The following is a 15,788-nucleotide window of genomic DNA, read 5'->3' as shown; positions in this document are numbered from 1 at the left end:
TAATATTAATAATAACCCTACATTCACAGGATAATAAAAATGAAGCCTACTGAACGCAGAGTCGGTTACGGCACGGCCATAGGTTATGGCGTGACGGATTTATTTGGTGGCGGTGCATTCGCCGTTATTGGTACCTGGCTTTTATTCTTTTATACGACCTATTGTGGATTATCTGTATTAGAGGCCGGGTCAATATTCGCCATTGCCCGCGTCATCGACGCCATATTAAGTCCGATTATGGGCTACATCACCGATAATTTCGCCAACACCTGGCTTGGGAAAAAGTTTGGCCGCCGCCGGTTTTTCCTGCTGATCAGTTCCCCGCTGATGTTCCTGTATGCGCTGGTCTGGGTAACCGACATGAGCTACTGGTATTATCTCGGCACCTATCTGTCTATCGAGTTGCTTTCGGCCATGGTGCTGGTGCCGTGGGAAACGCTCTCTTCTGAAATGACCAACCGCTTCAGCGAACGCACCCGCCTGTCTGGCGTGCGTATGATCTGCTCCCAGCTCGGTGGCCTGCTGGCGGTGTCGATCCCCGGTGTGATCATGCAATTCACCGGTAAAGATAATCCGATGACGTACACGTATACCGGCATTATTTTCGCCTGTATTTTCTGCGTCGCGGTCTTTACCACCTGGATGTGTACCTGGGAAGCCAAAGACGTGCGGGAAGAGTTTGAGCCGGAACCGCTGGGCGCAAACAGCGGCGGGTTGCTGCACCATTTAAAAAGCCTGGCGCTGGATCTTCTTTCCTCCTTTAAAATACGTATGTTCCGCCAGCATATTATTATCTATATTTTCTCTTTTACCGCGCTGGACGTATTTGGTGCCGTCTTTACTTATTACGTGGTGTACGGATTACATCTGAGTGCATCGGCGGTATCGGGGTATTTAACCGTCGCGGCATTAGCCTCCGTGCCTTCCACCTTTATTTTTATGATGCTGCTGGAAAAAATCAATATGTCACCTTCCGGCGCATTAAGGCTGGCTTACGGCATTATTTTTTGCGTGCTGGCATTTCTGTTCTATGTGTATATCACCGAAATGACGGTGTCTGTTTTGCTGTTCTCGGCAGTGTTCGCGGTGTTCGGTTTTGCCCGCGCCGGGCTGTATTACATTCCGTGGAACATCTACAGCTTTATTCCCGACGTGGATGAAATCGTCACCAAAAAACGTCGCGAAGGGATATTCGCCGGTGTGATGGTACTGACCCGCAAAAGCACCGTGGCGCTGGCAATTATGCTGATCGGCATCGTGTTGCAGGAGAGCGGTTTCGTCAAAGGGCAGGGTATGCAACCGGTCAGCGCGCTGCATGCGATTATCGGGCTGATGATATTCGCCACCGCCGCACTGCTGGCCGTCAGTTTTTACATGACATTCAAATTTAAACTGACGCGTGACACCCACAAAACGCTGATCAAAGAGGTGGCGCGTCTGAAACTGGGCGGCGATCTTGCAGACTGCACGCCGGAGTGCCAGAAAGTGATCAAAGATCTGACCGGCTATGAGTACAGTGAAGTCTGGGGCGCAGGGGCCAGGGGAAAAGTGTTACACAGTGAAGTGGCGGGGTAGCGTTAAGGGGCGGGCAGCGTGGCTGCCCGCTCTCCGCTACTGCGCGGGCAGGGTCTGATTCCCGTCTCCCAGTGCGCGCTGCATAAATACGGTGTCCAGCCAGCGGCCATGCTTGAACCCCACCGAGTGCAGTGTCCCTTTTATCTGAAAACCGGCCGCGAGATGCAGGTTGATCGACGCGGTATTGTCGCTGTCGCCGACGTTTCCAATCAACTGACGAAAGCCGTGAGTTTCCGCCCAGTCGATGGCGCGGCGAAGCAGCGCTTTACCCGCTCCCCGTTTCTGAAAACCGGGATCAATATAAATAGAATCTTCCAGCGTGAACCGGTAAGCGAAACGCTCGCGGTAACGGCCAAGATAGCAAAATCCTTTCACTTCCCCTTCATGCAGCACCACCAGCCACAGCAGACCGGCCTCTTTGATTTTTTTCAGACGGGCGGAGATTTCACTTTGCTCAGGCGGTTGAGTCTCGAACGAGGCCGTTCCGTGAATGACGTGCCAGGCATAAATTTTTTGCATCGCGGGAACATGTTGTTCATCCGCCTCAATAATTTCCATTCTTACTGCTCCGCAGAGGGCGCCAAATCACTACTTTTTGCGTAAACAGGGCCCGAAGGCAAACTGTTTTTGACAGGTATAAGTAAAACGTCTGGATACCCCCTGCCGGCCGCTGTTCTGTGTTTATACTTTTTTCTTCTTATCGATATTTTTTTGGTTTTTAAATCACCGTCGGTCCTCCTGTTATAGTCAGTGTCTTTGCACATTAGCGCTTATTTTTTAAGGATAAAGAGTGAAACTGACAACCTCTCATTTTCGGGCCGGAGCCCTGGTTTTGCTGGCGGGTTTACTGCTGGCAGGCTGTGACCAAAAAAGCAGTGATGCGAAACATATTAAGGTGGGGGTGATTAACGGCGCCGAGCAGGATGTGGCGGAAGTGGCTAAAAAAGTCGCCATAGAGAAATACGGTCTGGAGGTCGAGCTGGTCGGTTTCAGCGGTTCCTTACTGCCGAACGATGCCACCGAGCATGGCGATCTGGATGCGAACGTCTTCCAGCATCGCCCGTTCCTTGAACAGGACAATAAAGCGCATAACTATCATCTGGTCGCCGTCGGCAATACCTTCGTTTTCCCGATGGCCGGTTATTCAAAGAAAATTAAAACCGTTGATCAACTCAGCGAAGGCGCGACGGTCGCGATCCCGAATGATCCGACCAATCTCGGGCGCGCGCTGTTGCTGCTGCAAAAAGAAAAACTGATCACCCTGAAAGAGGGAACCGGCCTGCTGCCGACGGCGCTGGATATCACTGCAAACCCGCATCACCTGAACATTATGCAGCTGGAAGGTGCGCAGTTACCGCGCGTACTGGACGACCCGAAAGTTGACGTGGCGATCATCAGCACCACCTACATTCAGCAAACCGGACTCTCGCCGGTGCATGACAGCGTGTTTATCGAAGATAAAAACTCTCCTTACGTCAATATTCTGGTCGCGCGGGAAGACAATAAAGATGCGCAGAACGTGAAGGAGTTTCTGAATTCTTACCAGTCGCCAGAAGTGGCGAAGGCGGCAGAGAAAATCTTTAACGGTGGCGCGGTGCCGGGGTGGTAACAGGCGGTTGAGGTGTCAGACAGGCGCTGAACCGCGCCTGTCTGACCAAAGCGTCACATCATGATGCCGCTTTATTTATGTTGATTCGCAAACTCTTCTTTGGCTTTCTTCAACTGCTGCTGGAAGGCGTCGTTGGTGTGAAGCGTGGCGACCACCGCGGAGCCGACGATGCGGGCGGCATCGACATCGCTCTGCCAGTGGTATCCGCAGATCACACGGCTCTGGCCCAGATCATAACCGCGCTGAAGGATTTGATCCTGACGTTGCGGGTTGATTTCAGTCAGTACCAGCGCGGTCGCCCAGCCGATAGAGGTGTGGCCGGAAGGATAGGATCCGTTCTTCGACAGCTTATCTTGCTCGGTGGTGTTACAGGTCGGCACGCCGTAGAACGCAAACGGACGAATGCGCATGTACTTCTCTTTGGCTGAGCGGGTCGCCAGATCGCCGGCATCTTCAATCATATTGGTCAAAAGCTTGTGCAACTCCGGCGTATCTTTGGCTGTGATCGGCGAGCCAAACGCACCGGAGAAGGCATTCGCCACGCCGCCGCCGCTCAGGTTAGCGTCTTCAGCAGCCTGTTTACCGCGCTCGGTTGAACGCAGCAACCGGCCTTGCTCATACATGGCCTGATCGTTGAGAAACGCGATGCTGCCAACGGCAGGTGGCGGCGGAAGCAACGTCAGGCTGTTGATCGCCTGATCGTTTTTCAGATAGTAAAGGTCTGGTTTGGTGGTCGCATCGTTGCCGGTGAGGGCGAATGCATTGACAGAAAACAGGCTGGCGAGGCAAAAAGTAGTCAAAGTCTTCATCAAAGTTTCCTTACTTACATCTTAGATTTCATTACGAACTCATTTCCGTAACATTTTTTAACATGTGTAAGTAAAACAAATTTTTTGCAGGAAAGTTTGCGTGAGATCTCAAAACTGGGAATTTGTGGAGATTGCTGTCAGTTGAGCCAGGCAGCGACACCCCCGTGTCTGGAACAGGTCCCTCGTCTATGCGTACTGAAACTGTAGGTACCATCCCTGCACTGAGCCGATGCGCCATCGGGCGCGTTACCCGATTTCGTATGCGCCGGACGGTGAATTTCCTGCCCGTCAGAGTTGGTGTAATCCCCTTGCTCGACAAGTTCATTATCCTGAGGCGGAGACTGTGTATGCTGCTTTGCTGTAGCAGTATTGAATAAAAGCGTGATCGCAAAAAGAACAAATCCGAGTAAGCGCATGATGGCACTGCATCCCTGTCGTTGCTTTATGGGTTGTAATTATTTGCGACGAGAATACACCTGAAAACCACATAAACAATGCTGATATTTGAACAGTAGTTGAGCGTCTAAAGAACGTGCATAAGGAGAAGGGGGGATATATTTTTTGGAGCAAGATGAACAGGACGGGAAGGGTTGGATGGTGTCCCTATACGCGCAGTCCCAACATATTTTAGGTTCTTAAGATGATTGCGCGGAGTATCTCTCGCTGAGCCCCTGCGGGAATAAATGCCCTCTCATATGACATTGTCTGTGAGTAACAACAGGCAAAGGTAAGGTGCATTAGTGAGACATAAGTATGGTAGTTCGCAGAAATTAGCTTGTTGATAGAAGTTCAAATATGGTGCCGCTGGTCTTAACCTTACATTTTTTCAGTTTTGATTTTATCCCTTGTGCATGCCAGAGCGCATGGCGCAAGGATTCTCATGTTTTACCCCAGCCATATACCACCCCCTTTTCGGTGACTCATTTTCACGTAAAACTGAAAAATACTGAAATTCATCTCAATCTTTTCAGTTTGGGATTTACGAGATAACCCCAGGCGCGGTGCGGTCTGGCGTATCGGTATGTAGAAAAGGAAAACTGAAAAACTTATGCATTACAAAAACTTCTGGTGGGTGCGGTGTAGTGCATTTTTCGACATTTGAGCGTCTTCATGCGTTAAGTTATAATAATGGACATTAAGAGCTTCAAAGTTAGAATAAGGATATCCGCTTTGTATATATACAAATATCGTAAATTTGAATAGAATAGTCTAAATGCTTTGAAGGAAAATAAAATATGGTTCTCGCAAGGTGTTAAATTTAATGATCCATTCGATTGCTCAGTTAATGTTCCAGTTAATTTAATGAGTAAAGGGTCATTGAAGGAGTTTATTTATAAAAACACAACCAATAGTAGCATGTTTGAGATTGCTAAGAATAACCATTACATTCTTGAAGAAGTCATCAATAAACAAATGGAGGATAGTCAGTTATTGATAGATACTTTAGGTGTACAATCTCATGAGTTAGCACCTGTATTTAATATTGTTGCGGCAACTCTACTTAGGAGTTTTGTATGTTGCTTCTCTACAACATCCACCAATCCATTGTTATGGTCTCATTATGCTGATTCACACACAGGATTTTGCATAAGATTTAAAAAAGAAATATTGCTCAGGGATTTATCAATTTCAGAATTTGGAAATGTAATTTACAATAATGAACCAGTAAATATTATGAAAGGAACGTATGACGGTAGTAATTTAGCTAAAAATATTATATTCAGTAAGTCAGAAGCATGGGCTTACGAAAAAGAATACCGTTTTATTCATAATGACTTAGCAATTTCCGAGACGGACTTTTATCGAGTTTGTACCTATTCTGATGAGGCTATTGATTGCATAATTCTAGGGTTTTCGGCAGATACAGAAGCCTTAAACAAGTTACTAGATGTGATTGAAGGGAAAAAAATCATTATTAAAAAAATAAAAAGGGCTCAACATGGTTTTGAGCTTTATGTAGATACGAAAAATTATTAGGATGCAGAGTGAAAGTATATAAATACAGAAGTGGAGAGGGTCTAGCATTAAAACGGGATTTGAGAAGTCTTATCAATAATGAAATATATAGTGCTCCTATTGATAGTTTAAACGATATCTTTGAAGCTAAGTATATTCTTGATGAAGGGGGCTTTAAACTCAACTTGATGGACAATTATCTTGAGGGTGATAATTTAAATGACATAAAAAATAATGCACTGGATGTTTTAAATAAATATATTGAATTATCCGGTAAATTTGGTGTGTATTCATTGAGTAAAAATTATGGTGATGAAATTTTATGGGCTTACTATGCTAATTCGCATAAAGGTTTCTGCCTAGAGTATGAGCTTGATGAATTAGTATCTTACAGGATGCGAGATGAACTTATCATAGATGTGATATATCAAAAATAAGTTCCCACTTTAACCTTCACTGATTTATTTGTTTTTCAAAAAACAAAAAGTTTACAAAGTGCTATCAACAAAAAGTTAATAGCAACGAAGTCAGAAAGATGGAGTCATGAACGCGAGTTGAGAATAGTGACAGCTGTGTCTGGGAAATATAAGTATGAATATAATAGTTTAAAAGCAATATATTTTGGTTGTAGGAGTCTTACATATTTGCATAAATTTGTTATGAAAGTAATGAAAGGAAGAGGTATTAAATACTATAAAATGCAAACTAGAAGTAATTCTTATGAGTTGGAGAGGGTTGAACTTAGAGATGAATATGCTGGTTATACATACAAGAAAATAGAACTGGCAGTTGTAGAGGATGGCATTCCCTATATTTCATTGGCTAATAAGAAATATGAAAATTATTTTCACGATGCAATTAAGATAGTGTCAGAGTTACCCAATAGTAAAATAATATCTGACGTAGATTTATCTGTTTTTAGAGGGAGTGCCTCCAATCCTATGATTTTCGTTATATATATATCAGACGATGATAAATATCAGAAGAAATATTTTTCTTTAGCGGAGATTGATGCTTATTTTAAAAGAAAATAATCATGATTTTGAACGATTTTTTAGATTATCCAAATTAAGTTATGCTCCTTTGACTCACTATCTTGCTTGCGTCATTAGAGGCGGCAAATGGGACTCGAACGTAGATAAGCATGAGCTGTTTAAATGAGTTGTCTGAGACAGTAGTCTTTTAGATTTAAAAAAACATAATGAGAACTAAAAATGGTGTCCCCTACAGGAATCGAACCTGTAACTAGCCCTTAGGAGGGGCTTGTTATATCCGTTTAACTAAGGAGACACGGGCGCCTGTGGAAAGCGCCCGCGTAGTATACCCGTTTTTCTCTCAATAATAAGGCGTTAGCCTGCCGTTTGGTCGTTTCCTCGCCAGTTGCGGCGGTTTTACTGACGTTTACGGCTTCGCGGCCTCTTTCTTCGCGGCTTCCTGTTCCTCTTTTTTGGCTTTGGCTTTCTTCTGGTTACTCATGTCGTTACGGATCTGCGCGTGGCTTATCAGTGCGAAGATAAAGGTGCCACCGGCGATGTTCCCCGCGAGCGTTGGCAGGGCGAACGGCCAGATGAATTCATACCAGGGGATCGCGCCGGAGAACACCAGGTAGAGAACCTCCACCGAACCGACCACGATGTGCGTCAGGTCGCCTATCGCCACCATGTAGGTCATCAGCATGATCACCCAGAGTTTGGCGGTACCGGCTGACGGGATCATCCACACCATCGTGGCAATCAGCCAGCCGGACACCATTCCGCCGACAAACATGGCTTCCGGACCTTTCTCCATGATCTCCAGACTGATGGTGCGGAAGGCTTCGTCAGTGGTGGTATCGAAGAATGGCACCAGATGGAACGCCAGCGCCGCAATCCCGCCGCCGAGGATGTTGCCGCCCAGCACCAGACCCCATAACCGCAGCAGCAGCAGGATATTTTTGCCGGTCAGTTTTTGCATCACCGGTAAAACCGCCGTCACGGTGTTCTCAGTGAACAGCTGCTGACGCGCCATGATCACAATAATGAACCCGACGGTATAACCGATGTTCTCGATGAAGAACCGTTCCGGGGAATCCGGCAGGCGTGCGTGCAGAATGCCTTTCGCCATTAATGACGCGCTGATGGAAAGCCCGGCGGCGATGGCTGACCACAATAAAGCCTGCCCGTCGCGCTCCAGCTCTTTCTCACCTTCCATGCGGATAACTTCGTGTACCGCTGCGGCTTTGGACGGCAAATTGTCCTCGCCGGTTTCGATCTCTTTGCCCTGTGCGTGCTCGTCGCTGTCGACGTCACTGCTGTCCTGTTTTTTGTGCTCTTGTTGCATGGTGATTCCTTCGGTGTGCCGCAAGGCGGCTTTAAAATGTGTTCAGGGATAAGCATAGGCGAGACAACGCGTTTATGAGCAAATATACATAAAAGTTACAAAGCATTAACCCATGAACCTTATGGGACAATTTGTGGATTGTGTGCTGGATTTCAGGGTTTTCAGCCATGTAAACTGTGGCACCTTGCGCTGCGTCGCCTCTGACGCCTGTGATATGATGCGTACTTGTGAAAAATAAGAGATATCCTCATGTTTGAAGCCCTTAATCTGAGTTGTGTTCGCGATGAGCGAACCTTGTTCAGCGGCTTAAGTTTCACCCTCGAACCGGGTGAAATCGTGCAGATTGAGGGGCGCAACGGCGCCGGTAAAACCAGCTTGATGCGCATTCTTGCCGGGCTTTCCTCTGCGGACGCCGGTGAAGTTCGCTGGCAGGGCGTGAATACCCGCCGTCAGCGCGACGTTTTTCATCAGCATCTGCTGTATCTCGGCCACCAGCCCGGCGTAAAGTCAGTGCTTACTGCGTTTGAAAACCTTGCCTTTTATCTGTCTGTTAACCGTCCGTCCGGAAAGGCTGAAGCCGATGCCGATGCGATTTATCAGGCATTAGACAATGTCGGGCTGCTGGGGTACGAGGATGTGACAGTGGCGCAAATGTCCGCCGGACAGCAGCGCCGTGTTGCCCTGGCGCGTTTATGGCTGAGCACCGCGCCGTTGTGGATCCTTGATGAACCGCTGACCGCCATTGATAAACAAGGCGTTGCAACGCTGATCAACCTGTTTGAACAACACGCAGAGCAGGGCGGTATGGTGCTGCTGACCACGCATCAGGATTTGCAGGGCGTGAGCCGTGACGTGCGAAAACTCCGTCTGACCAGCGAAGAGCTGGCGTGACGCCTGGGGAAATGAGACGGAATGTTTACTAAAGTCCTGCGACGCGAACTGAAAATTGCCTTTCGCAAAAGCGCCGAAATTATCAACCCGCTGTGGTTTTTCCTGATTGTGATCACTCTGTTTCCGTTAGGCATTGGCCCGGAGCCTAAACTGCTGGCGCGGATAGCACCCGGTATTGTCTGGGTCGCGGCGCTGTTGTCTTCGCTTCTGGCGCTGGAAAGGTTGTTCCGTGATGACTATCTCGATGGCACGCTCGAGCAACTGCTGTTACTGCCTTCGCCGCTGGCGCTCACGGTTGTAGGGAAAGTATGTGCTCACTGGGTGGTGACCGGTCTGCCTTTACTGCTCCTGTCACCGCTGATTGCTTTACTGCTTTCGCTGGATTTTGAAACCTGGAAAGCGGTGGCGCTGACCCTGTTACTGGGCACGCCGACGCTGAGTTTTATTGGCGCGATAGGCGTGGCGCTCACCGTCGGGCTGCGCAAAGGCGGCGTGCTGCTCAGCCTGCTGGTGCTGCCGCTGTATATTCCGGTACTGATATTTTCCACCGGCGCGATTGATGCGGCGTCGATGTCGATGCCGATCGACGGTTATCTGGCGATCCTCGGCGCGATGCTGGCGGGCAGTGCGACGTTAGCGCCCTTCGCCACGGCGGCGGCGCTGAGAGTGAGCGTCCACTGACAGTTGTGTCTGTGCGTCGCGCGAAGTGGAATTATTTTACCTGTCGTTACAATACGGAAGAAAAAACGCAACCTTTGACTAACATCACATTTCTCTATGATCAAAAATAGAGAGATTGCTAAGTAAGTGCGGAAGACCGCTGTCTGACCGCGCAAGAGCCCGATGAGGCTCCACGGCAACCCGCACAGTGACATTTTAGAGTGAGCAACGATAACAATGTGGAAATGGTTACATCAACTCGCAAGGCCTGAACGGCTTTACCACATCTGTGGCCGGTTCATTCCGTGGCTCGGGCTGCTTGGCATTGCCTGCCTGCTGATCGGCTGGGTATGGGGTTTTGGCTACGCGCCGCCGGATTATCAGCAAGGTAACAGTTACCGGATTATGTATATTCATGTCCCGGCGGCCATCTGGTCGATGGGAATATACAGCGGCATGGCTATCGCCGCCTTTATCGGGCTGGTGTGGCAGATGAAAATGTCCGATCTGGCCGTGGCTGCCATGGCACCGGTGGGAGCTGTTTTCACGTTCATTGCACTGGTCACCGGCTCTGCCTGGGGCAAACCGATGTGGGGCACCTGGTGGGTGTGGGACGCGCGTCTGACGTCCGAGCTGGTGTTACTGTTCCTCTATCTTGGCGTGATTGCGCTCTACAACGCGTTCGACGATCGCCGTCTGGCGGGGCGTGCGGCCGGTATTCTGGTGCTGGTCGGCGTGGTGAATATCCCGATCATTCATTATTCCGTGCAATGGTGGAACACCCTGCATCAGGGCTCGACCAATATGCAGCAAACCATCGACCCGAGTATGCGCTACCCGCTGCGCTGGGCGATCTTCGGTTATCTGTTCTTCTTTATTACCCTGACGCTGATGCGTTTACGTAACCTGATCCTGGTTCAGGAGCGTCTGCGTCCGTGGGTGGCTGGCCTGCTGAATAAGGAGCGTCGCGGATGAGCCCTGCATTCTCAAGCTGGCATGATTTCTTTGCGATGGGCGGCTATGCATTTTATGTCTGGCTGTCCGTTGCCGCCACGCTGATCTCCCTGATTGCGCTGGTGGCGCACACTTTCGTGCAGCACCGCCAGATCCTCAATGAGGTTCGCCGCCGTCAGGCCCGCGAAAAACGCATTATTCAGTCTCAGTCTAAAAAACAGCCTGGCGCACAGACGTCAGCGCTGGAACCGGACACCTCCCCGGAGAAGTTATTGTGAATCCACGTCGTAAAAAGCGCATGACGCTGGCGCTGCTGGTGCTGATCGGCCTTGGCCTGAGCATCACGCTGGTGATGTACGCGCTGCGCTCCAATATTGATTTGTTCTATACGCCGGGTGAAATTCTGCAGGGCAAAGGGGAAAACCACGAAATGCCGGAAGTTGGCCAGCGGTTGCGCATCGGCGGCATGGTGATGCCCGGTTCGGTAAAACGTGACCCGAAAAGTTTGCAGGTGAGTTTTAAAATTTATGATGCGCGCGGGGCGATTGCGGTGACCTACAACGGCATTCTGCCCGACCTGTTCCGTGAAGGGCAGGGCGTGGTGGCGCAGGGCGTGATGGAACCGGGAAACGTGGTGAATGCCATTCAGGTTCTGGCGAAACACGATGAAAACTATGTGCCGCCGGAAGTCGCCGACGCCATGAAAGAAAACCACAAAGGGCCGGCTTCGGCCTATGTGGGTAACGAGAAAGGAAACGACCGCTCATGATGCCGGAACTGGGAACATTTGCACTTTGTCTGGCGTTAGGTCTGGCGGTGTTACTGAGTATTTATCCGCAGTGGGGCGCGGCGCGCCAGGACAGCCGGATGATGGCGATGGCGCGTCCGCTGGCTTACGGGATGTTTGCCTGCATCACGCTGGCATTCATTATTCTGGTCCATGCGTTTGTGGTGAATGATTTCACCGTCGCTTATGTCGCGAACAATTCCAACACCCATCTTCCGGTGTATTACCGTGTGGCGGCCACCTGGGGCGCGCACGAAGGTTCCCTGCTGTTGTGGGTGCTGTTGCTCAGTTGCTGGACGCTGGCGGTGGCATTGTTCAGCCGCCAGATGCCGCAGGATGCCATCGCGCGCGTGCTGGCCGTGATGGGCATGATCACCGGCGGCTTCCTGCTGTTTATCCTGCTGACCTCGAATCCGTTTATCCGCTCATTGCCGAATTTCCCGGTGGACGGCAGTGACCTCAATCCGGTGTTGCAGGATATCGGCCTGATTTTCCATCCGCCGTTGCTGTACATGGGATATGTCGGTTTCTCCGTAGCATTTGCTTTCGCGATTGCTTCGCTGATGGCAGGGCGCCTGGATACCGCGTGGGCGCGCTGGTCACGTCCGTGGACGCAGGCCGCATGGGTATTTCTGACGATCGGTATCGTGCTCGGATCGGCGTGGGCGTATTACGAATTAGGCTGGGGCGGCTGGTGGTTCTGGGATCCGGTTGAAAACGCCTCCTTTATGCCGTGGCTGGCAGGGACGGCGCTGATCCACTCGCTCGCCGTCACGGAAAAACGCGGGACCTTCAAAGCCTGGACCGTGCTGCTGGCGATCACCGCCTTCTCGCTGTGTCTGCTCGGGACATTCCTGGTGCGCTCCGGCGTGCTGGTGTCGGTTCACTCGTTCGCCTCGGATCCGGCGCGCGGTATGTTTATTCTGGCTTATCTGGTGATTGTGATTGGCGGTTCGCTGCTGCTGTACGCCATCAAAGGTAATTCGGTGCGTGCGCCGAGCCGTCACGAACTGCATTCGCGCGAAACGTATTTGCTCAGCAATAACGTTCTGCTGGTGGCGGCGATGCTGGTGGTGCTGCTCGGCACGCTGTTGCCGCTTATCCATAAACAACTGGGTATGGGCAGTATTTCTATCGGCGAACCCTTCTTCAATACGATGTTTACCTGGCTGATGGCGCCGCTGGCGCTGCTGCTGGGCATCGGGCCGCTGGTGCGCTGGCGTCGTGATGAGCCGAGCAAACTGTGGCGTCGTCTGGGCGTGGCGCTGTTGGTCACGCTGGTCTTGTCGATTCTTCTGCCGTGGTTGTTGCAGGACAAGATCGTCGGCATGACCGTGGTCGGCATGCTGATGGCCGTGTGGGTGATTGTGCTTACCCTGATGGAATTGCACGAACGCGCCACGCATCGCCACTCGTTCTGGCGCGGCCTGACCAAACTTTCCCGCAGCCACTGGGGCATGGTGCTCGGCCATCTGGGCGTGGCGGTGACGGTGATCGGCATCGCGTTCAGCCAGAATTACAGCGTTGAGCGTGATGTGCGCATGAGAGCCGGTGATACCGTGGATATTCATGACTATCACTTTATCTTCCGCGACGTTCGCGATATTACCGGTCCGAACTATACCGGCGGTGAGGCGAATATTGACGTCACGCAGAACGGCAAAAAAATCACCACGCTGCATGCGGAAAAACGCTTCTACAGCGTGGCGCGCAGCATGATGACCGAGGCGGCCATTGACGGCAATCTGGCGCGCGACCTTTACGCCGCGCTGGGTGAAGAGATGGACGACGGTTCGTGGGCGGTGCGTTTGTACTACAAACCTTTTGTCCGCTGGATATGGCTGGGTGGTCTGTTTATGGCAGCCGGTGGCGTGATGTGTATTTTGGATCCGCGATACCGCATGAGTAAAAAACTCAAAAAACAAGGTCTGGCGGAGGCTGAAGACGCATGAACCGTAAACTCCTCTTTATTCCGCTGTTCTTGTTCCTGGCGCTGGCGGCGGCATTTCTGGTGCAGCTGACCCGCAATGCCAACGGCGATGATCCGACCCTGCTGGAATCCGCGCTTATCGGCAAACCGGTGCCGGTGTTTACACTGGAATCGCTGGCCGAGGCCGGGAAAACTTACGATCAGTCGGTACTGCGCGACGGCAAACCGATGCTGCTCAACGTCTGGGCGACCTGGTGCCCGACCTGCCGGGCTGAACATGATTATCTGAACCGGCTTGCCGCCACCGGCGTGCGTGTGGTCGGGCTAAATTACAAAGACAACCGGCAGAAAGCGGTGAACTGGCTGAATACGCTGGGCAATCCTTACATGCTGAGCCTGTACGACGGCGACGGCATGTTAGGCCTAGATCTCGGCGTTTACGGCGCACCGGAAACCTTCCTGATCGACGGTCAGGGCATCATCCGCTATCGCCATGCCGGTGACTTAAATGAGAAAGTCTGGCAGGCCGAAGTCTTGCCGCTGTACAAAAAGTACGGAGGTGGCGCATGAAAATGCTTTCGTCACTGCCTGCGTTAGTGCTCGGCCTGATGCTGAGTGTCAGCGCGTTTGCCGCCATCGACACTTACCAGTTTGCCTCGCCGGAGCAGGAACAGGCGTATCGCGACATCACGGCACAACTGCGCTGCCCGAAATGCCAGAACACCAACATCGCCGCGTCAGATTCGATCATCGCCGCTGACATGCGCACCAAAGTCTTTCAGTTGCTGAAAGAGGGGCAAGATCGCCAGCAAATCGTCGCCTACATGGTGGCGCGCTATGGCAATTTCGTCACATACGAACCGCCGGTCACGCCATCGACTCTGATTTTGTGGCTGGGACCGGTGCTGGTGGTGCTCATCGGCGGCGCAATGATTTTCATGCGCGCCCGCCGTGGCCCGGTAAGCAGCAGAACCGCCGCACAACAGATGCCTGAACAAGAGAGACAGCGCCTGGCGCAGTTACTTAAAGACAGCGACAGGAAAGGATCATGAGTATTTTTTGGCTGTGTATTTTAGTGATGCTGGTCATCGCGCTGGCGCTGTTTATCGTGCCGGTTCTGCGCGGCGACCGCCGCGAGCACACCTCGCGCGATGCGCTGAACAAAGCGTTTTATCATCACCGTTTAAGTGAGCTGGAAGAAGACGAAGCGCAGGGCGTGGTGGATGAACGTCCGGCGCATATTCAGGAATTACAGGAAAATCTGCTGACCGATATTCCGGCCGGTCAGGCACCGGCGGCGTCGCAGCCGATCGCGCGCTGGACGCTGGTACCGGGCGCACTGTTACTGGTGATCATCACGCTGGGTGTATATCTCTACGCCGGGGGGCTGGGGCAGGTGAGTGCGTGGAATCAGGTGATGCAGCGTATGCCAGATTTGCGTCACCGCATTGCAGACGATCGCGGCACACCGCTGACGATTATGGATGTACAGGATTTAGGATTAGGCCTGCGCACTGAGTTACAGGACGATCCGAAAAATGTGCAGGACTGGGTGATGCTTGGCCGCGTTGGTATGGCGCTCAATAATGGCGCAACGGCGACGCAGGCTTACGCTCATGCTTATGCCCTTGCGCCGGATGATGTGGCGGTAAAACTCGGGTATGCCGAAGTGTTAACCCGCTCTTCTGATCCGCAGGATAACCTTACCGGGGGAAATCTCCTGCGCGGTATGCTGGAAAAATCTCAGGGTGACCTGCGTGTATTAAGCCTGCTGGCCTATAATGAATTTGAACAGGGGCACTACCCGCAAGCGATTGGCGCGTGGGAAGTTATGCTGAAAATTCTGCCCGCCGGTGACAAGCGCCTTGAGATGGTGCGTGCCAGTATCGAACAGGCGAAACAAAAGTCCGGTGTCGATCAGGCGAAACTGGCCGTCAACGTCAGCCTTTCTGCCGCGGCTCAGCAGACACTGCCGCAGGATGGCACGGTCTTTATTTCGGTGACCGACGGCAGCAGCCCGGTGCCGGTGGCAGTGAAAAAACTGCCCCTGAGCCGCTTCCCGCTGGCGATCACCGTGGACGACAGTAATGCGATGATGCCGGAACGCTTGCTTTCTTCGCTGCATCAATTAAAAGTACGCGTTCGTATTTCACAGAATGGTCTGGCGACGCCAGCTTCGGGTGACTGGTACGGCGACAGTCCGCTGACAGATTTTGCCGGTAACGGTCAGGTCAGCATTGAAATTAATCAGCAGGTTCCGTAATCAGAGAGCCGAAGATCAATAACAGGGAGATATCC

Annotated in this window: 18 protein-coding genes and 1 tRNA gene; 14 read left to right on the top strand and 5 right to left on the bottom strand. The window is 51.4% G+C overall.

Features of this window, described 5'->3' with window-relative positions; all coding sequences use genetic code 11:
* Positions 1–39: 39 nt before the first annotated feature.
* Positions 40–1,575, top strand: a complete 1,536-nt coding sequence (locus ACO0U8_RS12340; RefSeq protein WP_421670881.1) for an MFS transporter — start codon at positions 40–42, stop codon at positions 1,573–1,575.
* 36 nt (positions 1,576–1,611) lie between these two features.
* On the opposite strand, the gene ACO0U8_RS12335 is transcribed toward ACO0U8_RS12340, so the two are convergent.
* On the bottom strand, positions 1,612–2,133 hold the full coding sequence (locus tag ACO0U8_RS12335; RefSeq protein ID WP_056774342.1) for a GNAT family N-acetyltransferase: 522 nt from the start codon (positions 2,131–2,133) through the stop codon (positions 1,612–1,614).
* A gap of 232 nt (positions 2,134–2,365) precedes the next feature.
* Here ACO0U8_RS12335 and nlpA point away from each other — a divergent pair, with 232 nt between their 5' ends.
* Entirely contained in the window at positions 2,366–3,184 is an 819-nt protein-coding gene (gene nlpA, locus ACO0U8_RS12330) for a lipoprotein NlpA (protein ID WP_421670880.1), read from the top strand.
* A gap of 71 nt (positions 3,185–3,255) precedes the next feature.
* On the opposite strand, the gene phoC is transcribed toward nlpA, so the two are convergent.
* Together phoC and ACO0U8_RS12320 are read right to left on the bottom strand one after the other, a co-directional pair.
* Positions 3,256–3,993, bottom strand: a complete 738-nt coding sequence (phoC, locus tag ACO0U8_RS12325) for an acid phosphatase PhoC (RefSeq protein ID WP_421670879.1) — start codon at positions 3,991–3,993, stop codon at positions 3,256–3,258.
* 137 nt (positions 3,994–4,130) lie between these two features.
* Positions 4,131–4,409 (bottom strand): DUF3761 domain-containing protein, encoded by a 279-nt coding sequence (locus ACO0U8_RS12320; RefSeq protein WP_072158082.1) that lies wholly within the window; start codon positions 4,407–4,409, stop codon positions 4,131–4,133.
* Positions 4,410–5,211: 802 nt separating this feature from the next.
* On the opposite strand from ACO0U8_RS12320, the gene ACO0U8_RS12315 reads away from it, so the two are divergent.
* The 3 genes from ACO0U8_RS12315 to ACO0U8_RS12305 all read left to right on the top strand — a co-directional run bounded on the left by ACO0U8_RS12315 (position 5,212) and on the right by ACO0U8_RS12305 (position 6,983).
* Positions 5,212–5,970, top strand: coding sequence for a DUF2971 domain-containing protein (locus ACO0U8_RS12315; protein WP_421670878.1), 759 nt, complete (start codon positions 5,212–5,214; stop codon positions 5,968–5,970).
* Between the two features lie 8 nt (positions 5,971–5,978).
* Positions 5,979–6,386 (top strand): hypothetical protein, encoded by a 408-nt coding sequence (locus ACO0U8_RS12310; RefSeq protein ID WP_421670877.1) that lies wholly within the window; start codon positions 5,979–5,981, stop codon positions 6,384–6,386.
* A gap of 222 nt (positions 6,387–6,608) precedes the next feature.
* Complete coding sequence (locus ACO0U8_RS12305) at positions 6,609–6,983, top strand: hypothetical protein (RefSeq protein ID WP_421670876.1); 375 nt, start codon at positions 6,609–6,611, stop codon at positions 6,981–6,983.
* 181 nt (positions 6,984–7,164) lie between these two features.
* On the opposite strand, the gene ACO0U8_RS12300 is transcribed toward ACO0U8_RS12305, so the two are convergent.
* Together ACO0U8_RS12300 and ACO0U8_RS12295 are read right to left on the bottom strand one after the other, a co-directional pair.
* A tRNA-Arg gene (locus tag ACO0U8_RS12300) sits at positions 7,165–7,239 on the bottom strand.
* A gap of 111 nt (positions 7,240–7,350) precedes the next feature.
* Entirely contained in the window at positions 7,351–8,268 is a 918-nt protein-coding gene (locus ACO0U8_RS12295) for a formate/nitrite transporter family protein (protein WP_421670875.1), read from the bottom strand.
* Positions 8,269–8,517: 249 nt separating this feature from the next.
* Between ACO0U8_RS12295 and ccmA the strand changes: the two genes are divergently transcribed.
* From ccmA to ccmI, 9 genes are all read left to right on the top strand, one after another.
* Positions 8,518–9,159: a cytochrome c biogenesis heme-transporting ATPase CcmA gene (gene ccmA / locus ACO0U8_RS12290; RefSeq protein ID WP_421670874.1), complete on the top strand. Its 642-nt coding sequence runs from the start codon at positions 8,518–8,520 to the stop codon at positions 9,157–9,159.
* Between the two features lie 21 nt (positions 9,160–9,180).
* Entirely contained in the window at positions 9,181–9,840 is a 660-nt protein-coding gene (ccmB, locus tag ACO0U8_RS12285) for a heme exporter protein CcmB (protein ID WP_056782086.1), read from the top strand.
* Positions 9,841–10,056: 216 nt separating this feature from the next.
* Positions 10,057–10,794: a heme ABC transporter permease gene (locus tag ACO0U8_RS12280; protein WP_421670873.1), complete on the top strand. Its 738-nt coding sequence runs from the start codon at positions 10,057–10,059 to the stop codon at positions 10,792–10,794.
* Positions 10,791–11,051 (top strand): heme exporter protein CcmD, encoded by a 261-nt coding sequence (gene ccmD, locus ACO0U8_RS12275; protein WP_056782089.1) that lies wholly within the window; start codon positions 10,791–10,793, stop codon positions 11,049–11,051. The genes ACO0U8_RS12280 and ccmD overlap by 4 nt, the downstream gene beginning before the upstream one ends.
* Positions 11,048–11,542, top strand: coding sequence for a cytochrome c maturation protein CcmE (gene ccmE / locus ACO0U8_RS12270; RefSeq protein ID WP_056782091.1), 495 nt, complete (start codon positions 11,048–11,050; stop codon positions 11,540–11,542). Before ccmD ends, ccmE begins: the two co-directional genes overlap by 4 nt.
* Positions 11,539–13,512 carry a heme lyase CcmF/NrfE family subunit gene (locus ACO0U8_RS12265; RefSeq protein WP_421670872.1) on the top strand — a complete coding sequence of 658 codons (1,974 nt, stop codon included), beginning with the start codon at positions 11,539–11,541 and terminating at the stop codon, positions 13,510–13,512. Before ccmE ends, ACO0U8_RS12265 begins: the two co-directional genes overlap by 4 nt.
* On the top strand, positions 13,509–14,060 hold the full coding sequence (locus tag ACO0U8_RS12260) for a DsbE family thiol:disulfide interchange protein (protein ID WP_056782095.1): 552 nt from the start codon (positions 13,509–13,511) through the stop codon (positions 14,058–14,060). The genes ACO0U8_RS12265 and ACO0U8_RS12260 overlap by 4 nt, the downstream gene beginning before the upstream one ends.
* Positions 14,057–14,542 carry a cytochrome c-type biogenesis protein gene (locus ACO0U8_RS12255; RefSeq protein ID WP_056782097.1) on the top strand — a complete coding sequence of 162 codons (486 nt, stop codon included), beginning with the start codon at positions 14,057–14,059 and terminating at the stop codon, positions 14,540–14,542. Before ACO0U8_RS12260 ends, ACO0U8_RS12255 begins: the two co-directional genes overlap by 4 nt.
* On the top strand, positions 14,539–15,753 hold the full coding sequence (gene ccmI / locus ACO0U8_RS12250; RefSeq protein WP_421670871.1) for a c-type cytochrome biogenesis protein CcmI: 1,215 nt from the start codon (positions 14,539–14,541) through the stop codon (positions 15,751–15,753). The genes ACO0U8_RS12255 and ccmI overlap by 4 nt, the downstream gene beginning before the upstream one ends.
* Positions 15,754–15,788 lie beyond the last annotated feature (35 nt).

The organism is Rahnella sp. EDr1-12, from assembly GCF_049206505.1.
Classification (GTDB): domain Bacteria; phylum Pseudomonadota; class Gammaproteobacteria; order Enterobacterales; family Enterobacteriaceae; genus Rahnella; species Rahnella rivi.
This window is presented reverse-complemented; position numbering and strand designations above follow the sequence as displayed.

Excerpts from the sequence above, each read along its gene's own strand:
- ACO0U8_RS12335 (WP_056774342.1), bottom strand. The coding sequence starts at position 2,133 with ATGGAAATTATTGAGGCGGATGAACAACATGTTCCCGCGATGCAAAAA.
- ACO0U8_RS12255 (WP_056782097.1), top strand. The coding sequence starts at position 14,057 with ATGAAAATGCTTTCGTCACTGCCTGCGTTAGTGCTCGGCCTGATGCTG.
- ACO0U8_RS12305 (WP_421670876.1), top strand. The coding sequence starts at position 6,609 with ATGAAAGTAATGAAAGGAAGAGGTATTAAATACTATAAAATGCAAACT.
- ccmA (WP_421670874.1), top strand. The coding sequence starts at position 8,518 with ATGTTTGAAGCCCTTAATCTGAGTTGTGTTCGCGATGAGCGAACCTTG.
- ACO0U8_RS12280 (WP_421670873.1), top strand. The coding sequence starts at position 10,057 with ATGTGGAAATGGTTACATCAACTCGCAAGGCCTGAACGGCTTTACCAC.
- ccmD (WP_056782089.1), top strand. The coding sequence starts at position 10,791 with ATGAGCCCTGCATTCTCAAGCTGGCATGATTTCTTTGCGATGGGCGGC.
- ACO0U8_RS12265 (WP_421670872.1), top strand. The coding sequence starts at position 11,539 with ATGATGCCGGAACTGGGAACATTTGCACTTTGTCTGGCGTTAGGTCTG.
- ACO0U8_RS12260 (WP_056782095.1), top strand. The coding sequence starts at position 13,509 with ATGAACCGTAAACTCCTCTTTATTCCGCTGTTCTTGTTCCTGGCGCTG.
- phoC (WP_421670879.1), bottom strand. The coding sequence starts at position 3,993 with ATGAAGACTTTGACTACTTTTTGCCTCGCCAGCCTGTTTTCTGTCAAT.
- ccmB (WP_056782086.1), top strand. The coding sequence starts at position 9,181 with ATGTTTACTAAAGTCCTGCGACGCGAACTGAAAATTGCCTTTCGCAAA.
- ACO0U8_RS12340 (WP_421670881.1), top strand. The coding sequence starts at position 40 with ATGAAGCCTACTGAACGCAGAGTCGGTTACGGCACGGCCATAGGTTAT.
- ccmI (WP_421670871.1), top strand. The coding sequence starts at position 14,539 with ATGAGTATTTTTTGGCTGTGTATTTTAGTGATGCTGGTCATCGCGCTG.
- ACO0U8_RS12320 (WP_072158082.1), bottom strand. The coding sequence starts at position 4,409 with ATGCGCTTACTCGGATTTGTTCTTTTTGCGATCACGCTTTTATTCAAT.
- ACO0U8_RS12295 (WP_421670875.1), bottom strand. The coding sequence starts at position 8,268 with ATGCAACAAGAGCACAAAAAACAGGACAGCAGTGACGTCGACAGCGAC.